Source organism: Cyanobacterium sp. T60_A2020_053, from assembly GCA_015272165.1.
Lineage (GTDB): Bacteria > Cyanobacteriota > Cyanobacteriia > Cyanobacteriales > Cyanobacteriaceae > Cyanobacterium.
Genome location: JACYMF010000007.1, coordinates 20,135 through 35,394, shown reverse-complemented (window position 1 = coordinate 35,394; position 15,260 = coordinate 20,135). Strand labels below are relative to the sequence as shown.

The following is a 15,260-nucleotide window of genomic DNA, read 5'->3' as shown; positions in this document are numbered from 1 at the left end:
CGATTTTTTTGTTGGTTCGTTTACATCCCCCGTTGATTTCAGTGGGTATTTTTTTTGTTGAGAAATTCAACGGGGGTCTTTCACTCACATTTCAAGATAATTATTCCACTATTAAACCCCAGTTCGGGATAAAATTTTCGGTGTTGTAAAGGTGTCAGGTATCAGTTGTTAGGTATTAGGTGAAAGAATTGACAAAAAATATATCTTAATTAATTTTTCCAGTTCAATTTTTGGGTCGAATTATATCATCGTCTGAAAATTACACCTGAAACCTGCAACCTGAAACCTGAAACCTACCCTTATCACGCAACAGACAAAGTAATATTAAAATCAAAACAGTATTTTTTGAAAATTTTTTATGGCTAACAAACTTCTTAATTCTCAAAGTCTTTATCTTCGTAAACACGCCCATAATCCTATAAGTTGGTATCCTTGGGGGGAAGAAGCCCTCAAGAAAGCCAAACAAGAGAATAAACCAATTTTTCTCTCCATTGGTTACTCTAGCTGTCATTGGTGTACCGTTATGGAAGGGGCGGCTTTTAGCAATCAGACTATTGCTGATTATCTTAATAATAATTTTGTTGCTATCAAAGTGGACAGGGAAGAGCGCCCAGATATTGACAGCATCTATATGCAGAGTTTACAAATGATGACTGGGCAAGGAGGATGGCCTTTAAATATTTTCCTTTCTCCTGATGATTTTGTTCCCTTTTATGGTGGTACTTATTTTCCCGTAGAAGCGCGCTATGGAAGACCGGGTTTTTTACAAATTTTAGAATCTCTTCATAATTTTTATCATAATGATAAAGAAAAACTCAGCGCCCTTCAACAAGAAATTATGGGAATTTTAACCCAAAATAATAACTTAATTCCTAATAGTGAAACTTTATTAAATTCTACTTTTTTAGAGATAGGATTAAATAAAAATAGCGACATTTTAGCAAGGAATGATTATAATAGCCCACGTTTTCCCATGATTCCCTATGCTAATGCTACTTTAGTTAACAGTACCACCACTCCCAGCGCCCTTCCCCTAGCCCTAGAAAGGGGTTTAGCCTTAGCTAATGGAGGAATTTATGACCATGTAGGAGGCGGTTTTCATCGCTATACTGTTGATGCTACTTGGACTGTGCCTCATTTTGAAAAAATGCTCTATGATAACGGTTTAATCATGGAATTTTTAGCAAATTTATGGGCAAGGGGCGAAAAACAATCTCAATTTAAAATTGTTATTGATGGTATTTTTACATGGTTAAAACGAGAGATGGGCGCTAATCAAAGTTATTTTTATAGCGCCCAAGATGCTGATAATTTTGCAACTTCTGATGATGAAGAACCGGAAGAAGGTGATTTTTATGTTTGGCATTATCTTGATTTAAAAGAAATTATTACTGAGGAAGAATTAGGCAAATTAGAGCAAGTTTTTACAGTTAGTAAACATGGTAATTTTGAATCTAAAAATGTTTTACAGAAGAAGCCAGATCAAGAGTTAAATTCTGAAATACAATTAATTTTAGCTAAATTATTTACTTATCGTTATGGACAACAACCAGAGAAATTAACTTATTTTCCCCCGGCGCGTAACAATACTGAAGCTAAAACTATGGAATGGTTGGGGCGTATTCCCCCAGTTACAGATACTAAAATGATTGTGGCTTGGAATAGTTTAATGATTTCTGGTTTGGCGCGCGCCTATGGAGTTTGGCAAGAGTCAAAATATCTTGATTTAGGGGTATCAACTGCAAGATTTATTTTAGAAAATCAATGGCAAAATAATCGTTTATACCGTTTAAATTATGATGGTAATGTTAGCATTTTTGCTCAATCGGAAGATTATGCTTTTTTCATTAAAGCCTTACTAGATTTACAACAAAATAGTTTAAATCAAGATAATTATTGGTTAAATAAAGCTATCAAGGTTCAAGAAGAATTTGATCATTATTGCTATGATCAAGAAAAAGGCGGTTACTATAATAATAGTTTCGATCAAAGTGATGATTTATTGATTAAAGAAAAGGGTTATTTAGATAATGCTACCCCTTCAGCTAATGGTGTTGCCATTACTAACTTAATTCGTTTGGGCTTATTTACCGATGATTTAAAATACTTCGATCAAGCTGAAAAAAGTTTACAGTTATTTAGTAAAGTCATGGCAGAAAGTCCTTTAAGTTGTCCCAGTTTATTTGTGGCATTAAAATGGTTTTTATCAGGTAGCAGTGTCAAAAGTAATGCTAGTGTATTAACAGAATTAAATCAACTTTATATACCTACATTTGTCGCACGAATGGACGATAACTTACCTAATAATAGTATTGGTTTAGTTTGTCGTGGTTTATCTTGTTTAGAACCAGCAAAAAATAAAGCCCAAATTATTGAGCAATTATCCATTTAACAATAAATAGGAGTTGCTGAAAAAGTATTTTTGGTTTTGCTGGGGAAGAGGGAAAAGGAAAGAGTCCAAAATACTTATACATCAAGTTCGGATAATTAGTTATAAATACATTATCTCTTCGCACTTTACCCACCGTGTAATGAATTAAACGGAACCAACAGTTTTTAGTTCAATTTATTGAACTAAGATATTGATATTACTAATTTGTAAGTGACCAAACGGACTTGATATTAAATCAATGTTTTAGGCACAATAAAACCTTAAAAACGTGCCAAAAAAAGCCTTTTGTCTTTGAAAATGCTTGTATTTCTTTCTTCCCTATGTTAAATCATTAATTCTAAATTCTACATTCTAAATTCCCTTCACTACTTTTTCAGCACCCTCTCATTAAATCCAGCGCCCTCCGCACCACTTGAAAATCAGCATGGGGAGAGTTTCCATTTTCCGTAATATAACGCTTCCATAGTTTTGTGCCGGGTTGCCCTGCAAAAATTTGTAATAAATGGCGCATTATAGTGTTTAATTTTATGTTTAAAGCGCATTTTTTGTCAACATAATCCGCTAAATTATTAATGATGTCTTCTCGACTGAGAATAGGGGATAAATCACCATAAATTTGTTGATCCACTTGAGCCATTAAATAAGGGTTATCACAGGCAATTCGACCCACCATCACCCCATCAACGTAGTTTAAATGGTGGTGCATCTCATCAATAGTTTTAATTCCGCCGTTAATTTCAATCAACAAATCAGGAAATTCCTTTTTCAGTCGATATACTTCCTCATATCTAAGGGGTGGAATATCACGATTTTCCTTGGGGCTTAAACCTTGTAACCAAGCCTTGCGCGCATGAACAACAAAACGGCGACATCCTGACTCAGCAACAATTCTGACAAAATCTGCCATAAATTCATAACTATCCTGTTGATCGATACCAATACGATGTTTCACCGTCACAGGAATTGTCACTGCCCCACTCATTGCCTCGACACATTGAGCGACTTTGTGCGGTTGCGCCATCAAACAAGCACCAAAATTTCCGCTTTGGACACGGGCGCTGGGGCAACCTACGTTAAGATTAATTTCATCATAGCCCCAATCTTGACCAATCTTAGCGCACTCCGCCAGTTGTTGAGGATTATCTCCCCCTAGTTGCAGGGCGACGGGTTTTTCTTCTTCGGAAAAGTCCAATAATTTATGTCTATCCCCGTGAATTATCGCCTGTGTATTAATCATTTCGGTGTATAGTAGGCTTTTTTTAGTCATTAGGCGCATGATGTAGCGAAAATGTCTATCGCTGTAATCCATCATGGGCGCTACACTAACGAGATAACGGGGTAAATTCATTTTGTCTTAGGTTTCAGAGGTTGTGATTTGTATTAATTTTAGAGAAAATAATTGTTTAAATGTTTATGTGATAAGCTCTATTCCTCTTTTATCACTTTCCGAGAAAAGTCCTAAAAAGTTGTCATCAAATAAGTCTTTACTCAAAACACTTAGATTATATTAGTTTTGCTGAAAATGAATTAGTATATGACGCAGTTATCAAAAATTTACAAATTATAGGTAAAGCAGTTAAGCAAATACCAATGGAAATTAAAGATAAATATCGTTTACTGAAATGGCGAAATATTACAGGGCTAAGAGATATTGTGATTCATGCTTATTTTTCTCTGGAAGATGAAACTATTTGGGATATTATTCAAAGTAAAATTACCCCTCTTCAAATTACGATGGAATATATCATAAATCAGGAGAATATGTATTATAGTGATATTCATTTTGTTTTTAAATGAATTAAAATTCAATCACAAGTAACCTAAAACTGTGGGAAAATAGAAACAGGGAAAGTAAATCAATTTAATCAGTTAACAATGGCGAAAAAAAATCCTAGTGAATCTAATATCATTAATTGTTTAATCAATCATTCCTATTTGTTTAAAGGATTAAATGAGAAAGAATTAACTTCTTTTTTACCCTCAGACAGTCTCACTAGGGAAAAACTGTTTTCTAATCGTCCTGTTTTTACTGCTTTTGCACCGGATGAGGATTTAGATAGTCTTTATGTGGTGTTGGAAGGAGGACCCATTATTTTGCGCAGTAACCCTTTAGATCGTATTTTGTCTATCACTTATAGTGGTAGTTGTTTTGGAATGCGTAGTTTGCCTTTTAGTTATGGGTTAGCTAGTCGAGGTTTTCCTAGTTTGGTGGAGGCTTATAAGACAACTTACATTGCAAAAATTCCCCTTAGTGCTTTCAAACAAATTTACGATCATTTTGAAATTGTGCAAGGGCGCTATGTTAAATTATTCGAGTTAAGGGAAAAATTTACTTATCATCTCCTTAACTGTAGTAGTTATCCTCCCCAAGCGGTGGCATCTTTGTTGAGGGCTCTGATTTATCAAGAAAGAGAATTGGAAAATCAACCGAATGAGAAGGGGATTTATGTGTTAGATTTGGCAGTGGAAGTCATTGCGAAGTCTTGTCAGTTAAATCAGCGCACGGTGGAGCAAGTTTTAAAGGGTATGCAACAGGAAGGGTTAATTAAACTAGATAAAAATAATAGCACTTCTGATGATGTGATCCACATTTTAAAACCAGAGGAATTGAAAGAGGTTTATAGTGCTACGAGAGATAAGGTTTCTTGGTGGCCTTTACGGTAATCCTATAAACTTAAATACAAAATAGGTTAATCACTAACTACAGAAAGAGAATCAACTATCACCGCAGGGGTATAACAAGAGCCATTCCATGTATTATCATTGCCGACATTAGTAATGCTTTGCAACGCTTGATAGATATTTCCTGTCACCATTGTATCTTTTACTCTACCGATAATCTCGCCATGGCGCACTAAGTAACCTAAATCAACGTTAAGAGAAAAATCTCCTGATATATCAGCTTCATTACCCAATACTTGATCAATTATTAATCCATATTCTATGGATTCCACCATTTTTTGAAAATTATCAGCGCCCTTCGCCACTACCAAATTAACTAAATCGGGGGCAGGATATGCGCCTAAACTGGGGCGAAAACCATTACCAGTAGGATTTATACCTAGTTGGCGGGCGCTTTTTAAATCTCCGTAAAAATTAGCAATTTTTCCCTGCTTAATTAAATCATAATTTTGACATGGTGTGCCTTCGTCATCAAAAGGGCAGTTATAGGGTTGAAAATCAGTTTGTTGAGAAATGCTGATTAATGGAGAAATTACTTGTTTTCCCATGCTTTCACACCAAGGGGATGATTTGTCGATAATTTTTTTACCGTTTAAGGCTTCGCTAATAATTTCCCAGAGGATAGTTACTGCATTATTAGTAAATAAAATAGGCATTTGTTTTGTTTTTACTCGACTATTATTTTTAGCCCATTTTAATCTAGTAAAAATATTATTTATTACATTATCTAATGATAGAGTATCACGAGAATAAGTTCCATCATAAATACCCAAAAAATCCTCATCTTTAACTAATTCTACTCCTAAAGAACTACTAATATTATGATCAGTATATTGACAATATAAACCTTGAGAATTAACAATAGTAGTAGTTTCCGTTTCTATTTCTATGTCAAGACTACTAATAGCATCAGGAAAACTTTGTTTAATTAAATCCAGCGCCCTCCGCCCCTCATTAATTAACTGTTCTAAACTAGAAGGGGTGAATTTTTCTTGATAAATAAGGCGATTATTACTATTCAGATGGACAGTTTCAGGTTCATTTAATTGAGCAATACTCAAGGCTTTGTCAATTAAATCATCGGGGTTAAAATCACCATAAGCCACCGCTACGCCGGCGCAACCATTGTACCAAATTCTCAGCGCCCTTCCCCTCACTTCCGATACTTCAATTTGTTTTAACCGATTGGCTTCAAAACAAATTGGTTGAGAGTGAGAATGGATTTCATACACTTCCACAGCATCAAAATGACGCTTTTGGGCAAGATGGAGTAAATTTTTGGCATCCATGAAGAAAATATCGGTATTATGGTTAAAAGACAAACCCTCATTAATCCCCTCTTAAAACGACGGGAAAAGTAACAGGCAACAGGCTATTGAGAAAATTTAGTTCATCTAAAAATAGACAATCTATTTGCCTGAATAGTTAATAATATAGTTGGTAAATTACAAATGGTCAAGATTATTCGGCGGAGGGCGCTGGGGTTAGCAAATGTTTATGATATAGGAGTAGAAAAAGATCATAATTTTCTACTTCAAAATGGCTTAGTTGCTTCAAATTGTTTTAATAAATCTCACTCTACGGCTTATGCTTATGTCACTTATCAAACAGCATATTTAAAAGCAAATTATCCTGTAGAATATATGTCAGCTTTGCTCACCGCTAGTAGTGACAGTCAAGACAAAATTGAAAAATATCGAGAAAACTCCATCAAGATGGGCATAGAAGTTAAACCCCCTGATGTTAACTATTCTTACCGAGACTTTACTCCTCAAGGAAAGCAAATTATTTTTGGCTTATCCGCAGTGAAAAACTTAGGGGAAAATGCTATTGAAAATATTTTAGAAGCTAGGGAAGAATGTGGTGGAAAATTTAAAGATATTCAAGAATTTTTTACTAAAATTAACTTTAAAGTTATCAATAAAAGAGCATTAGAAACTCTTATCTATGCCGGTGCTTTTGACTCCATTCATAGTAATCGCCGACAACTTATCGAGGGGTTAGGGGCGCTGATTGATTGGGTACAAAAAAAACATAAAGAACAAGAAACTGGACAGCTTAATATATTAGATTATTTGAGTGCTAATACAATTACACCTAATCTTCCAGTATTTGAAAATATACCTCAATTACCAAAAATAGCTGATTTTTCTAGTCAAGAAAAACTGAAAACTGAAAAAGAAGCATTAGGATTTTATGTATCTGAACATCCTCTTAAACCTCTACTAAATTCTGTCAATATTTTATCTCCTATTACTATTAATGAATTAGGAGAACAAAAAGCACGAAAAAAAGTATCTTTAGTAGGAATGCTTACGAGCATAAAATCTCATATTGATAAGAATAATAATACTATGGCATTTCTAACTATTGAAGATATTTCAGGTCAAGTTGATGCGGTAGTTTTTGCTAGTACCTACGATGAAGTTAAAGAAAATTTAAAAGAAGATACTCCCCTAATTATTTGGGGAAAAGTAGATAAAAATAGAGAAAAACCACAAATTTTAATTGATAATATTGAATTAATAGAACAAGTAAAAATGGTATATATTAATATTAGTGCAGAAGAAGCCAATCAACCTCAAATACAGGGTAAATTAAAAAGTATTTTACAAGAACAATCAGGAGAAAAATATAAAGCAACAATACCAGTTTTTGCGGTGATAAATGGTTTAACTGAGAGAATTTTTGTGCGTTTTGGGGAGAGTTACTGGGTGCAAAATGTTGAAAATACCCTCAGCGCCCTCCAATATGCAGGATTCAACGCTTATCAACAAAAAATTACATCATAAAATATGAATGATGAATTATAAATTCTCCCTTTATAAATCAATTAAAAATAATCTTAGTTCAATTTATTGAACGAGATACTGTTGGTTCCGTGTAATTCATTACACGGTGGGAAAATTACGAAGATATAATAAATGAAAAAACTCCACTACACAGGAATAATCGCCATGAGTGTTGACGGCAAAATCAGTCAACATAGCCATAAACCAGCGCACTTCACCAGTAGCCATGACAAAGCGCACCTCGAACAACAAATTTCCCTCTGTGATGGTATTATTTTTGGTGGTAGTACATTGAGAGCTTATAGTACTACCATGACAGTTAAAAACCCTCAATGGTTAGCAGAAAGGGCAAAAAGAGGGCAACCACCACAACCCCTTAATTTTGTTTGCTCTGTTAGTGGTAAATTTGATCTTAATTGTCGCTTTTTTCAGCAACCCGTGTCACGCATTTTATTAACTACCACCGAAGGCTTGACAAATTGCCAAAAATATGTTAACAATTCAGCTTATTTTGAAGAAGTGATGGTAAGTGAAAAAGGAGGAAAAGAGGGGATTAATTGGTTAGAAATAACGGCAAAATTAGCAGAAAAAGGATTAGAAAAAATTGCTATTTTAGGAGGAGGAGAATTAATGGCTTCCTTATGGGCAGAAAATCTAATTGATGATTTATGGGTGACAATATGCCCCGTTATTTTAGGAGGTAAAGATGCCCCATCTTCGGTAGGGGGGAGGGCGCTGGATTTGCCCTTATCCTTGGAACTAATTGAAGTAAAGCGCATTGAACAAGAGTTATTTTTACACTATAGCAATCCTAAATAAGGTCTGCTGAAAAAGTATTTTGGTGAGGGGAGGTGTCAGGCTTCGGGTTTCAGGTTTCAGGTGAAATGCTTATCAGTAAAAGAGAGTATTTTTAGCGAAAAAGGCTATTTTTTGCACTTTTTGAAGACTTTATTGTACTGACAGTGCATTTCAGATAAATAAACCACGTTTTTTGTTTCTCGCAAAGGCGGAAAAACGCTAAGGTAGCTTTTTTGACAATCTAATATCAAGTCCGCTTAATCACTTACGAGTTATTAATATCACGATCTTAGTTCAATTTATTGAACGAAAAACTGTTGGTTCCGTGTAATTCATTACACGGTGGGTAAAGTGCGAAGAGATGATCTATGTTATGACTAATTATCTGAACATGATATAACTTGTGGTTTAAGGAAATGAAAACTGCTGTAAAACCTTTGTTTAATAAGGGTTTTAATTTATTCAGCACACTCTTATCAATTATCTATCTATCGAGACGAAAGCGCACAGAATCACCATGGGAAGGTAAACCCTCCGCTTCAGTGAGGGTAATAATTGCCGAAGCCACATTTTTCAGCGCCCTCCCACTATACTCAATCAAACTCGAAGACTTCATATAAGTTTCCACCCCTAAAGCCGAAGCATAGCGCGCGGCACCGGAAGTCGGTAAAGTATGACTAGGACCTGCCACATAATCGCCAACCGCTTCAGGGGTTGAATTACCCAAGAAAATAGCGCCAGCGTGACGAATATAAGTAGTTAAATCCCAAGGATTTTCTACCTCTAACTCTAAATGTTCAGGTGCAAATAAATTAGACAACTCTACCGCATCCATCAAATTTTCTGTGATAATCACTACCCCATAATGGGCAATAGCTTTTTCCGTTAACACCTTACGGGGATGATTTTCTAACTGCTTAACCACTTCTTGACATACCGCTTCCCCTAAAGGAGGGTAATTAGTAATTAAAATGGCAGCCGCTAAAGGATCATGTTCAGCCTGTGCCAATAAATCTGCCGCCACATGGATGGGATTAGCTTGATGATCTGCAATAATTAACACCTCACTAGGTCCAGCAAGGGAATCAATGCCCACCGTACCGAAAACTTCTTTTTTCGCTAATGTTACAAATATATTACCCGGTCCAGTGATGACATCTACTTTGGGGATGGTTTCCGTGCCGTAGGCAAGGGCAGCCACCGCTTGAGCGCCCCCCACCCGATAAATTTCCGTTACTCCTGCTTCACTGGCCGCCACTAAAACCGCCGGATTAATTTTCGCATCCTGACTAGGAGGAGTTACCATGACAATGCGAGGCACTTGTGCCACCTTCGCTGGAATGGCATTCATTAAAACTGTGCTAGGGTATGACGCGCGCCCTCCCGGTATATATAAACCAGCGCGATCCACCGGTGTATAACGTCTGCCAAGGGTAATGCCATCACTAGGAAAATTCACCCAAGACTTAGGCACTCTTTGCTGATGAAAAGCCTCAATTTGGCGCGCGGCGAGTTGAATGGCGGAAAGTAAATCTCTGGAAATTTGTTGATAAGCTGTATCAATTTCCGCACCACTAACTTTAATATTGCTTTCATTGATAGTTTGGCGATCAAATTTTTGAGTATAATCAAACAAGGCTTGATCACCATGTTTTCTCACAGTAGCAATAATTTCCTTGACAATACCTTCTTGAATATAGGTTTCATCATTATGGGTACGATTGCTAATTCTGATTAACTCTTGTTTCGCTTCGCCCTGATCGGTGATTATTCTCAGCATTTTTGTTTTATCAAACTACCTTACAATATCTGTTCTATGATAACAAAGGCAAAAGTTAAATGGTCGAACATTGAGTTAGTGTTGATCGAAATGTGTTGAAATCAATCGACACTTCTAACATTTTATTCATTAACCCTCATTTATGAGTACAACTAGCAGATATTTTAACTTTTCTATTTTTAGCAGTTTATTGTTAGTACTATTTTGTTTTAACCCTGTTAAAGCTATTCCCCCCGAACAAATATTACCCAAGGATATGACAAAATTACAAGACTTAGGTGGTGCTTGGATTCCATTGAATAATAATGAAGCAATGTACGGCGATAATTTGGATGAAGGTAGTTACCAAAATAATGGGTCAAAAGCCCCGTTCTTTCAGCATAAGCTAAGACGCATTGAATCTTCCTTTTTTAATTTCTGAATCCTTTGCTGTAAGAGGTTCTGAAATTGCAAACTAGGTGCGTCTTAGCTTATAAAAGTTGCCTTTTACGAACTTTCACTTAGCAACAGAAATGTACATTAACTTATGGTAAGACTCATACTCAACATCTCTGCAGATTTAAGAGATTTTCCTAAATAAAACTCTAAATATTTATTCAGTAAAATAGCTATTTTTTCCCATGCAATATTAATTTGATCATTTGATTTTTTTGTTAAATTCTCTAATGACTGATTTATAATATTGTCAGAAAATAGACTTTGTAAAATCAATAACTCCAGCGCCCCTACCCGCATACCTAAATTATGATTTTGGGCTAAAAAATCTTGGTCTTTAACTAAACCACCATGAATAAAACTGATATAAATTGACCAGTGTATTAAATTAAGATTAGGAATAATTTTAACTTCTGTTTGAGTACAATAGTTAACCTCTAATTCAATACCAATAATTATTAAAATATCCCATAAACTTCGACATAAATAAGGATATAAATAAGTATTTTTAGGGAGGTTTTCTAAAATAAAAAGATGATTATTTAAAGTACTATATAAATCCCCTTGGGGTTGTTCACTAAAAGCTAAATTAATAGCTATTTCTGATAGATATTGGCTAGTAGTTAACTTCGCTAAACTTTGGCTTAATTGAGGATAAGATTGTTTTGTATCTGCTTGAATAATCCGATCCAAATTTGTACCATGAACAATCAAAAAATCATTAACTACTAAAGGTTGAATACGACCTCTCAAGCTCGATTTGTACTTTTTAGCGCCCGGTGCCACGGCATTAATTAAGCCATAATCAGGAGATAAAATAGTAACTAATAAATCATTTTCTGCAAAAGGTTTTTGTTTTAAAACAATGCCTGTAGTTTGATAAGTTTGACTCATACATTTTTGAATTTTTTTTACAAGGTTAAAAACAATAAAGGCTCTTTGACGTTGAGTCTGTAAATTTTTAGTTAAGGTCTGCTACAGACAATAGAGAATTATTGAATAATAACTTATAAACTTTTAACTTTTATTTTGGTATAAATCTTGAGTAAGAATGATAAAGGTTATTTTTATTAAATTATCATCACTACTGTAGAAGAACCACAATAAATAAGGGTTGAACATTGTTCAACCCCTACAAAATTAACCAGATTAAATTATCTTTATATTTGCCATTAAAAAGCGTATTTAAACGTTAACTACTTCATTAGTTGTCACTTCTTGAAGTTGAGAATTAGAATTAGCTTTCACTGCCTTAAACATTCCAAAGCGACAAAGACCAGCACCAAAACCAATGCGCATTAAAATCATAGTAGGAACTTCCCTTAAAGACTTGATAAAACCTGAGAAACCAAATTTAATCAGACCTTCCGGGCGCACGATACCCTGCCAGACAGATTCTAACCAAGAAGGCAAAGTTTCTTGAGTCCAATCACCAGTAATAACATCTCCTTCTACCAAACCAGTTTCGGCAATTTGTTCAGAAAAACCTTCAATGCTAGAAAAAGAAGGATGGGACCATTGATCTAATAATTGACGCATGACGATTTTCTCCCACCAATTAAGAGGAATTTGGCGATCATCTCTTTGATTCCAGTCAGCCACCACTAAAATACCACCCGGTTTTAAAACTCTCATCATTTCTTGGGCATATTTAGCCTTATCAGGCATATGAGGTCCAGCTTCAATAGACCATACTACATCAAAACTATTATCAGGAAAAGAAAGATTTAAAGCATTATCCACTTGAAATTTAGCAGTGACACCTTCAGGAGTTAATTGGGTAGCGCGCTCCACTTGTTTCGGGCTGATGGTAATACCTGTAGCGTTAAAACCATAATCTTTACCCCCTAAAATACGGGTACTACCACCAATACCACAACCAACATCTAATACAGTTGTACCACGAGGTAATTTATCTAAGCCCCCCCATTTCACCATTTCATGGACAAAATCTGCCTTAGCTTCTAAAAAGTCTTTTCTTTTCGGCGGTGCGCCGTAATGTCCTAGGTGGATATGTTCACCCCAATAAAATTCGAGAATACCGTCTTCAGTCCATTCATCGTAGGAGTTAGCAACAGTTTCGGGAGTTTCAAAGGTACGAGGTGTTAAAAAATATACGATTATACCAATTACTACTAAAATGAGTAATCCACCAAGTGCATAATATAGAGACATTAATAATAAATCCTAATATTTGTTTACATTTCTTATCATCATATCAATTTATGAGAATTTTTGGCTAATTTGAGGTGTGGAGGGCGCTTACTAAGTAAAAAGTAAGAAATAAGAAGTAATAAGTGAAGAAGAAAAGCAAGATGGGGAAGGGGAAGAGAAGTGGATTATAATTCATAATTCATAATTCATAATTCATCATGATTCCAAAATATAGCCAAGAAGATTTGACCAGCGCCCGTCACCGTATCATAGAAGTGGGTAAATATTTAGACAGTAAAGGTTGGACTCCTGCCACCAGTAGTAATTTTTCCCTGCGCTTAGATGAAAATTATTGTGCCATCACCGTTTCAGGAAAGCATAAAGGTTATTTAACCCCCGATGATGTCATGGTAGTTGATTTACAGGGTAAACCCATTGATGAGCAAAAACCTTCTGCGGAAACCCTTTTACATACCACTTTATATCAAAAGAATGGGGACACGGGCGCTGTATTACATACCCATTCCCTCAACGCTACCGTTTTTAGCATGATATGGCATCAACCCCATTGGGAAGTAACGGGATATGAATTACAAAAAGCCTTTACAGGCATTACCAGTCATGAAAGTACGATCAAATTTCCTATTTTTGATAACAGTCAAGATATAGCTAATTTGGCTCAAGAAGTTTTGCTCTATCTTGATAGTGATATTCCTTGTTGGGGTTATTTAATTAAAGGGCATGGCATTTATACATGGGGAGAAACGGTGGAGGGCGCTCTCCGCCACCTCGAAGCCCTAGAATATTTATTACAATGCCAACTTTTGACCCTTCAACTGGGCAAATGTTAAAAAGTATTAAGAAAATGAATAGAAAAGATACTTGATACTGCACAATAACATTCGGAAGGGATCGAATTGATCTTAACCAAAGCAAAACTAATCAATGTAACAACTTTAAGTTATACTGATTAGAGAGATTAACCCATAAATAAGTTGATCTCAAAATATAACTACCAGCAAAATCAAAAAACTGGTTTAATAAACAACAGTATCTAAATTATTTTTTTGGAGGAATCCATAAATGAGTATCGTCACGAAATCCATCGTGAATGCGGACGCAGAAGCCCGTTATTTAAGCCCCGGTGAATTAGACAGAATCAAATCCTTTGTTTCTTCTGGTGAAAGCCGTTTAAGAATCGCTCAAACTTTAACCGACTCCCGTGAGCGCATCATCAAAGAAGCTGGTGATCGTCTTTTCCAAAAACGCCCTGATATTGTTTCCCCCGGTGGTAACTCCTACGGCGAAGAAATGACCGCTACTTGTTTGCGTGACATGGACTATTATTTACGTCTTATCACCTACGGAGTTGTAGCTGGTGACGTTACTCCTATCGAGGAAATCGGTTTAGTTGGTGTGAAAGAAATGTACAAGTCTTTAGGCACTGACATCGGCGCTGTAGCTCAAAGTGTTCGTGAAATGAAAGAAGTTGCTACTTCTTTAATGTCTGCTGAAGATACTTCCGAAGCTGGTTCTTACTTCGATTATGTAGTCGGAGCTTTACAATAGGTTTAACCTTTTAAATCTATTCAGTCTAAAAAACTTTTTAGTCCTGCACAACCATAAGTAAAAGTTAAATAATTAGAAAGGAAAATAATCATGCAAGACGCAATTACTGCAGTAATCAACTCCTCCGACGTACAAGGTAAATACCTTGACGCTAACGCTTTAGGCAAATTAAAAGGCTATTTCCAAAGTGGTCAACTCCGTGTTCGTGCTGCTAGTGTTATCAGTGCTAACGCTGCTACCATCGTTAAAGAAGCTGTAGCTAAATCCTTATTATACTCCGATGTAACTCGCCCCGGTGGTAATATGTACACCACCCGTCGTTATGCGGCTTGTATTCGTGACTTAGACTACTACCTCCGTTATTCCACCTACGCTATGTTAGCTGGTGACGCTTCCATCTTAGATGAGCGTGTATTAAACGGTTTAAAAGAAACCTACAATTCTTTAGGTGTACCCATTAGCTCCACTGTTCAAGCTATTCAAGCGATGAAAGAAGTAACCGCTAGTTTGGTGGGCGCTGATGCTGGTAAAGAAATGGGTGTTTACTTCGATTATATCTGTTCTGGTTTAAGCTAATTTAAGCTAGTTTGATCAAGTAATAACTTCATCTGTCAGGTTGGGAAAGTCTGGAGTAAGTGCTGGTTTGATGATGCCTGTT

At 35.7% G+C, this 15,260-nt stretch carries 14 protein-coding genes; 9 read left to right on the top strand and 5 right to left on the bottom strand.

Annotated features, from left to right (window positions below; genetic code table 11):
- Positions 1-358 precede the first annotated feature (358 nt).
- Entirely contained in the window at positions 359-2,392 is a 2,034-nt protein-coding gene (locus tag IGQ45_00580) for a thioredoxin domain-containing protein (GenBank protein ID MBF2055723.1), read from the top strand.
- A gap of 373 nt (positions 2,393-2,765) precedes the next feature.
- Here the strand turns inward: IGQ45_00580 and dusA are convergent, their stop codons facing one another.
- Positions 2,766-3,740, bottom strand: coding sequence for a tRNA dihydrouridine(20/20a) synthase DusA (dusA, locus tag IGQ45_00575; protein ID MBF2055722.1), 975 nt, complete (start codon positions 3,738-3,740; stop codon positions 2,766-2,768).
- Positions 3,741-3,868: 128 nt separating this feature from the next.
- On the opposite strand from dusA, the gene IGQ45_00570 reads away from it, so the two are divergent.
- Together IGQ45_00570 and IGQ45_00565 are read left to right on the top strand one after the other, a co-directional pair.
- Positions 3,869-4,189 (top strand): DUF86 domain-containing protein, encoded by a 321-nt coding sequence (locus IGQ45_00570; protein ID MBF2055721.1) that lies wholly within the window; start codon positions 3,869-3,871, stop codon positions 4,187-4,189.
- A gap of 78 nt (positions 4,190-4,267) precedes the next feature.
- Positions 4,268-5,056, top strand: coding sequence for a Crp/Fnr family transcriptional regulator (locus IGQ45_00565; GenBank protein MBF2055720.1), 789 nt, complete (start codon positions 4,268-4,270; stop codon positions 5,054-5,056).
- A 26-nt stretch (positions 5,057-5,082) separates the two neighbouring features.
- Here the strand turns inward: IGQ45_00565 and IGQ45_00560 are convergent, their stop codons facing one another.
- Complete coding sequence (locus tag IGQ45_00560; protein ID MBF2055719.1) at positions 5,083-6,363, bottom strand: TldD/PmbA family protein; 1,281 nt, start codon at positions 6,361-6,363, stop codon at positions 5,083-5,085.
- 162 nt (positions 6,364-6,525) lie between these two features.
- Between IGQ45_00560 and IGQ45_00555 the strand changes: the two genes are divergently transcribed.
- Both IGQ45_00555 and IGQ45_00550 read left to right on the top strand, forming a co-directional pair.
- A complete protein-coding gene (locus IGQ45_00555) occupies positions 6,526-7,866 on the top strand; it encodes a trans-splicing intein-formed DNA polymerase III subunit alpha C-terminal partner DnaE-C (GenBank protein ID MBF2055718.1) in 1,341 nt (446 codons plus the stop codon).
- 132 nt (positions 7,867-7,998) lie between these two features.
- Positions 7,999-8,685 carry a RibD family protein gene (locus IGQ45_00550; protein MBF2055717.1) on the top strand — a complete coding sequence of 229 codons (687 nt, stop codon included), beginning with the start codon at positions 7,999-8,001 and terminating at the stop codon, positions 8,683-8,685.
- A 463-nt stretch (positions 8,686-9,148) separates the two neighbouring features.
- Here IGQ45_00550 and hisD read toward each other — a convergent pair whose 3' ends face one another.
- A complete protein-coding gene (hisD, locus tag IGQ45_00545) occupies positions 9,149-10,444 on the bottom strand; it encodes a histidinol dehydrogenase (protein ID MBF2055716.1) in 1,296 nt (431 codons plus the stop codon).
- A 142-nt stretch (positions 10,445-10,586) separates the two neighbouring features.
- Here hisD and IGQ45_00540 point away from each other — a divergent pair, with 142 nt between their 5' ends.
- Complete coding sequence (locus tag IGQ45_00540) at positions 10,587-10,865, top strand: hypothetical protein (GenBank protein ID MBF2055715.1); 279 nt, start codon at positions 10,587-10,589, stop codon at positions 10,863-10,865.
- A gap of 98 nt (positions 10,866-10,963) precedes the next feature.
- Here IGQ45_00540 and recO read toward each other — a convergent pair whose 3' ends face one another.
- On the bottom strand, positions 10,964-11,773 hold the full coding sequence (gene recO, locus IGQ45_00535) for a DNA repair protein RecO (protein ID MBF2055714.1): 810 nt from the start codon (positions 11,771-11,773) through the stop codon (positions 10,964-10,966).
- A gap of 291 nt (positions 11,774-12,064) precedes the next feature.
- Positions 12,065-13,054, bottom strand: a complete 990-nt coding sequence (locus tag IGQ45_00530; GenBank protein MBF2055713.1) for a methyltransferase domain-containing protein — start codon at positions 13,052-13,054, stop codon at positions 12,065-12,067.
- Positions 13,055-13,251: 197 nt separating this feature from the next.
- Here IGQ45_00530 and IGQ45_00525 point away from each other — a divergent pair, with 197 nt between their 5' ends.
- From IGQ45_00525 to apcB, 3 genes are all read left to right on the top strand, one after another.
- Positions 13,252-13,884, top strand: a complete 633-nt coding sequence (locus IGQ45_00525) for a methylthioribulose 1-phosphate dehydratase (protein MBF2055712.1) — start codon at positions 13,252-13,254, stop codon at positions 13,882-13,884.
- 232 nt (positions 13,885-14,116) lie between these two features.
- The gene (locus IGQ45_00520) at positions 14,117-14,602 is read left to right on the top strand and encodes an allophycocyanin (protein ID MBF2055711.1); all 486 of its coding nucleotides are present in this window, start codon (positions 14,117-14,119) and stop codon (positions 14,600-14,602) included.
- A gap of 90 nt (positions 14,603-14,692) precedes the next feature.
- On the top strand, positions 14,693-15,178 hold the full coding sequence (gene apcB, locus IGQ45_00515; GenBank protein ID MBF2055710.1) for an allophycocyanin subunit beta: 486 nt from the start codon (positions 14,693-14,695) through the stop codon (positions 15,176-15,178).
- The last annotated feature ends 82 nt before the right edge of the window (positions 15,179-15,260 follow it).

Bases quoted from the DNA above. Each gene is read 5' to 3' on its own strand.
- IGQ45_00540 (MBF2055715.1), top strand. From the start codon at position 10,587: ATGAGTACAACTAGCAGATATTTTAACTTTTCTATTTTTAGCAGTTTA.
- IGQ45_00580 (MBF2055723.1), top strand. From the start codon at position 359: ATGGCTAACAAACTTCTTAATTCTCAAAGTCTTTATCTTCGTAAACAC.
- recO (MBF2055714.1), bottom strand. From the start codon at position 11,773: ATGAGTCAAACTTATCAAACTACAGGCATTGTTTTAAAACAAAAACCT.
- IGQ45_00550 (MBF2055717.1), top strand. From the start codon at position 7,999: ATGAAAAAACTCCACTACACAGGAATAATCGCCATGAGTGTTGACGGC.
- IGQ45_00560 (MBF2055719.1), bottom strand. From the start codon at position 6,363: ATGGATGCCAAAAATTTACTCCATCTTGCCCAAAAGCGTCATTTTGAT.
- apcB (MBF2055710.1), top strand. From the start codon at position 14,693: ATGCAAGACGCAATTACTGCAGTAATCAACTCCTCCGACGTACAAGGT.
- IGQ45_00520 (MBF2055711.1), top strand. From the start codon at position 14,117: ATGAGTATCGTCACGAAATCCATCGTGAATGCGGACGCAGAAGCCCGT.
- IGQ45_00525 (MBF2055712.1), top strand. From the start codon at position 13,252: ATGATTCCAAAATATAGCCAAGAAGATTTGACCAGCGCCCGTCACCGT.
- IGQ45_00530 (MBF2055713.1), bottom strand. From the start codon at position 13,054: ATGTCTCTATATTATGCACTTGGTGGATTACTCATTTTAGTAGTAATT.
- hisD (MBF2055716.1), bottom strand. From the start codon at position 10,444: ATGCTGAGAATAATCACCGATCAGGGCGAAGCGAAACAAGAGTTAATC.
- IGQ45_00555 (MBF2055718.1), top strand. From the start codon at position 6,526: ATGGTCAAGATTATTCGGCGGAGGGCGCTGGGGTTAGCAAATGTTTAT.
- dusA (MBF2055722.1), bottom strand. From the start codon at position 3,740: ATGAATTTACCCCGTTATCTCGTTAGTGTAGCGCCCATGATGGATTAC.
- IGQ45_00565 (MBF2055720.1), top strand. From the start codon at position 4,268: ATGGCGAAAAAAAATCCTAGTGAATCTAATATCATTAATTGTTTAATC.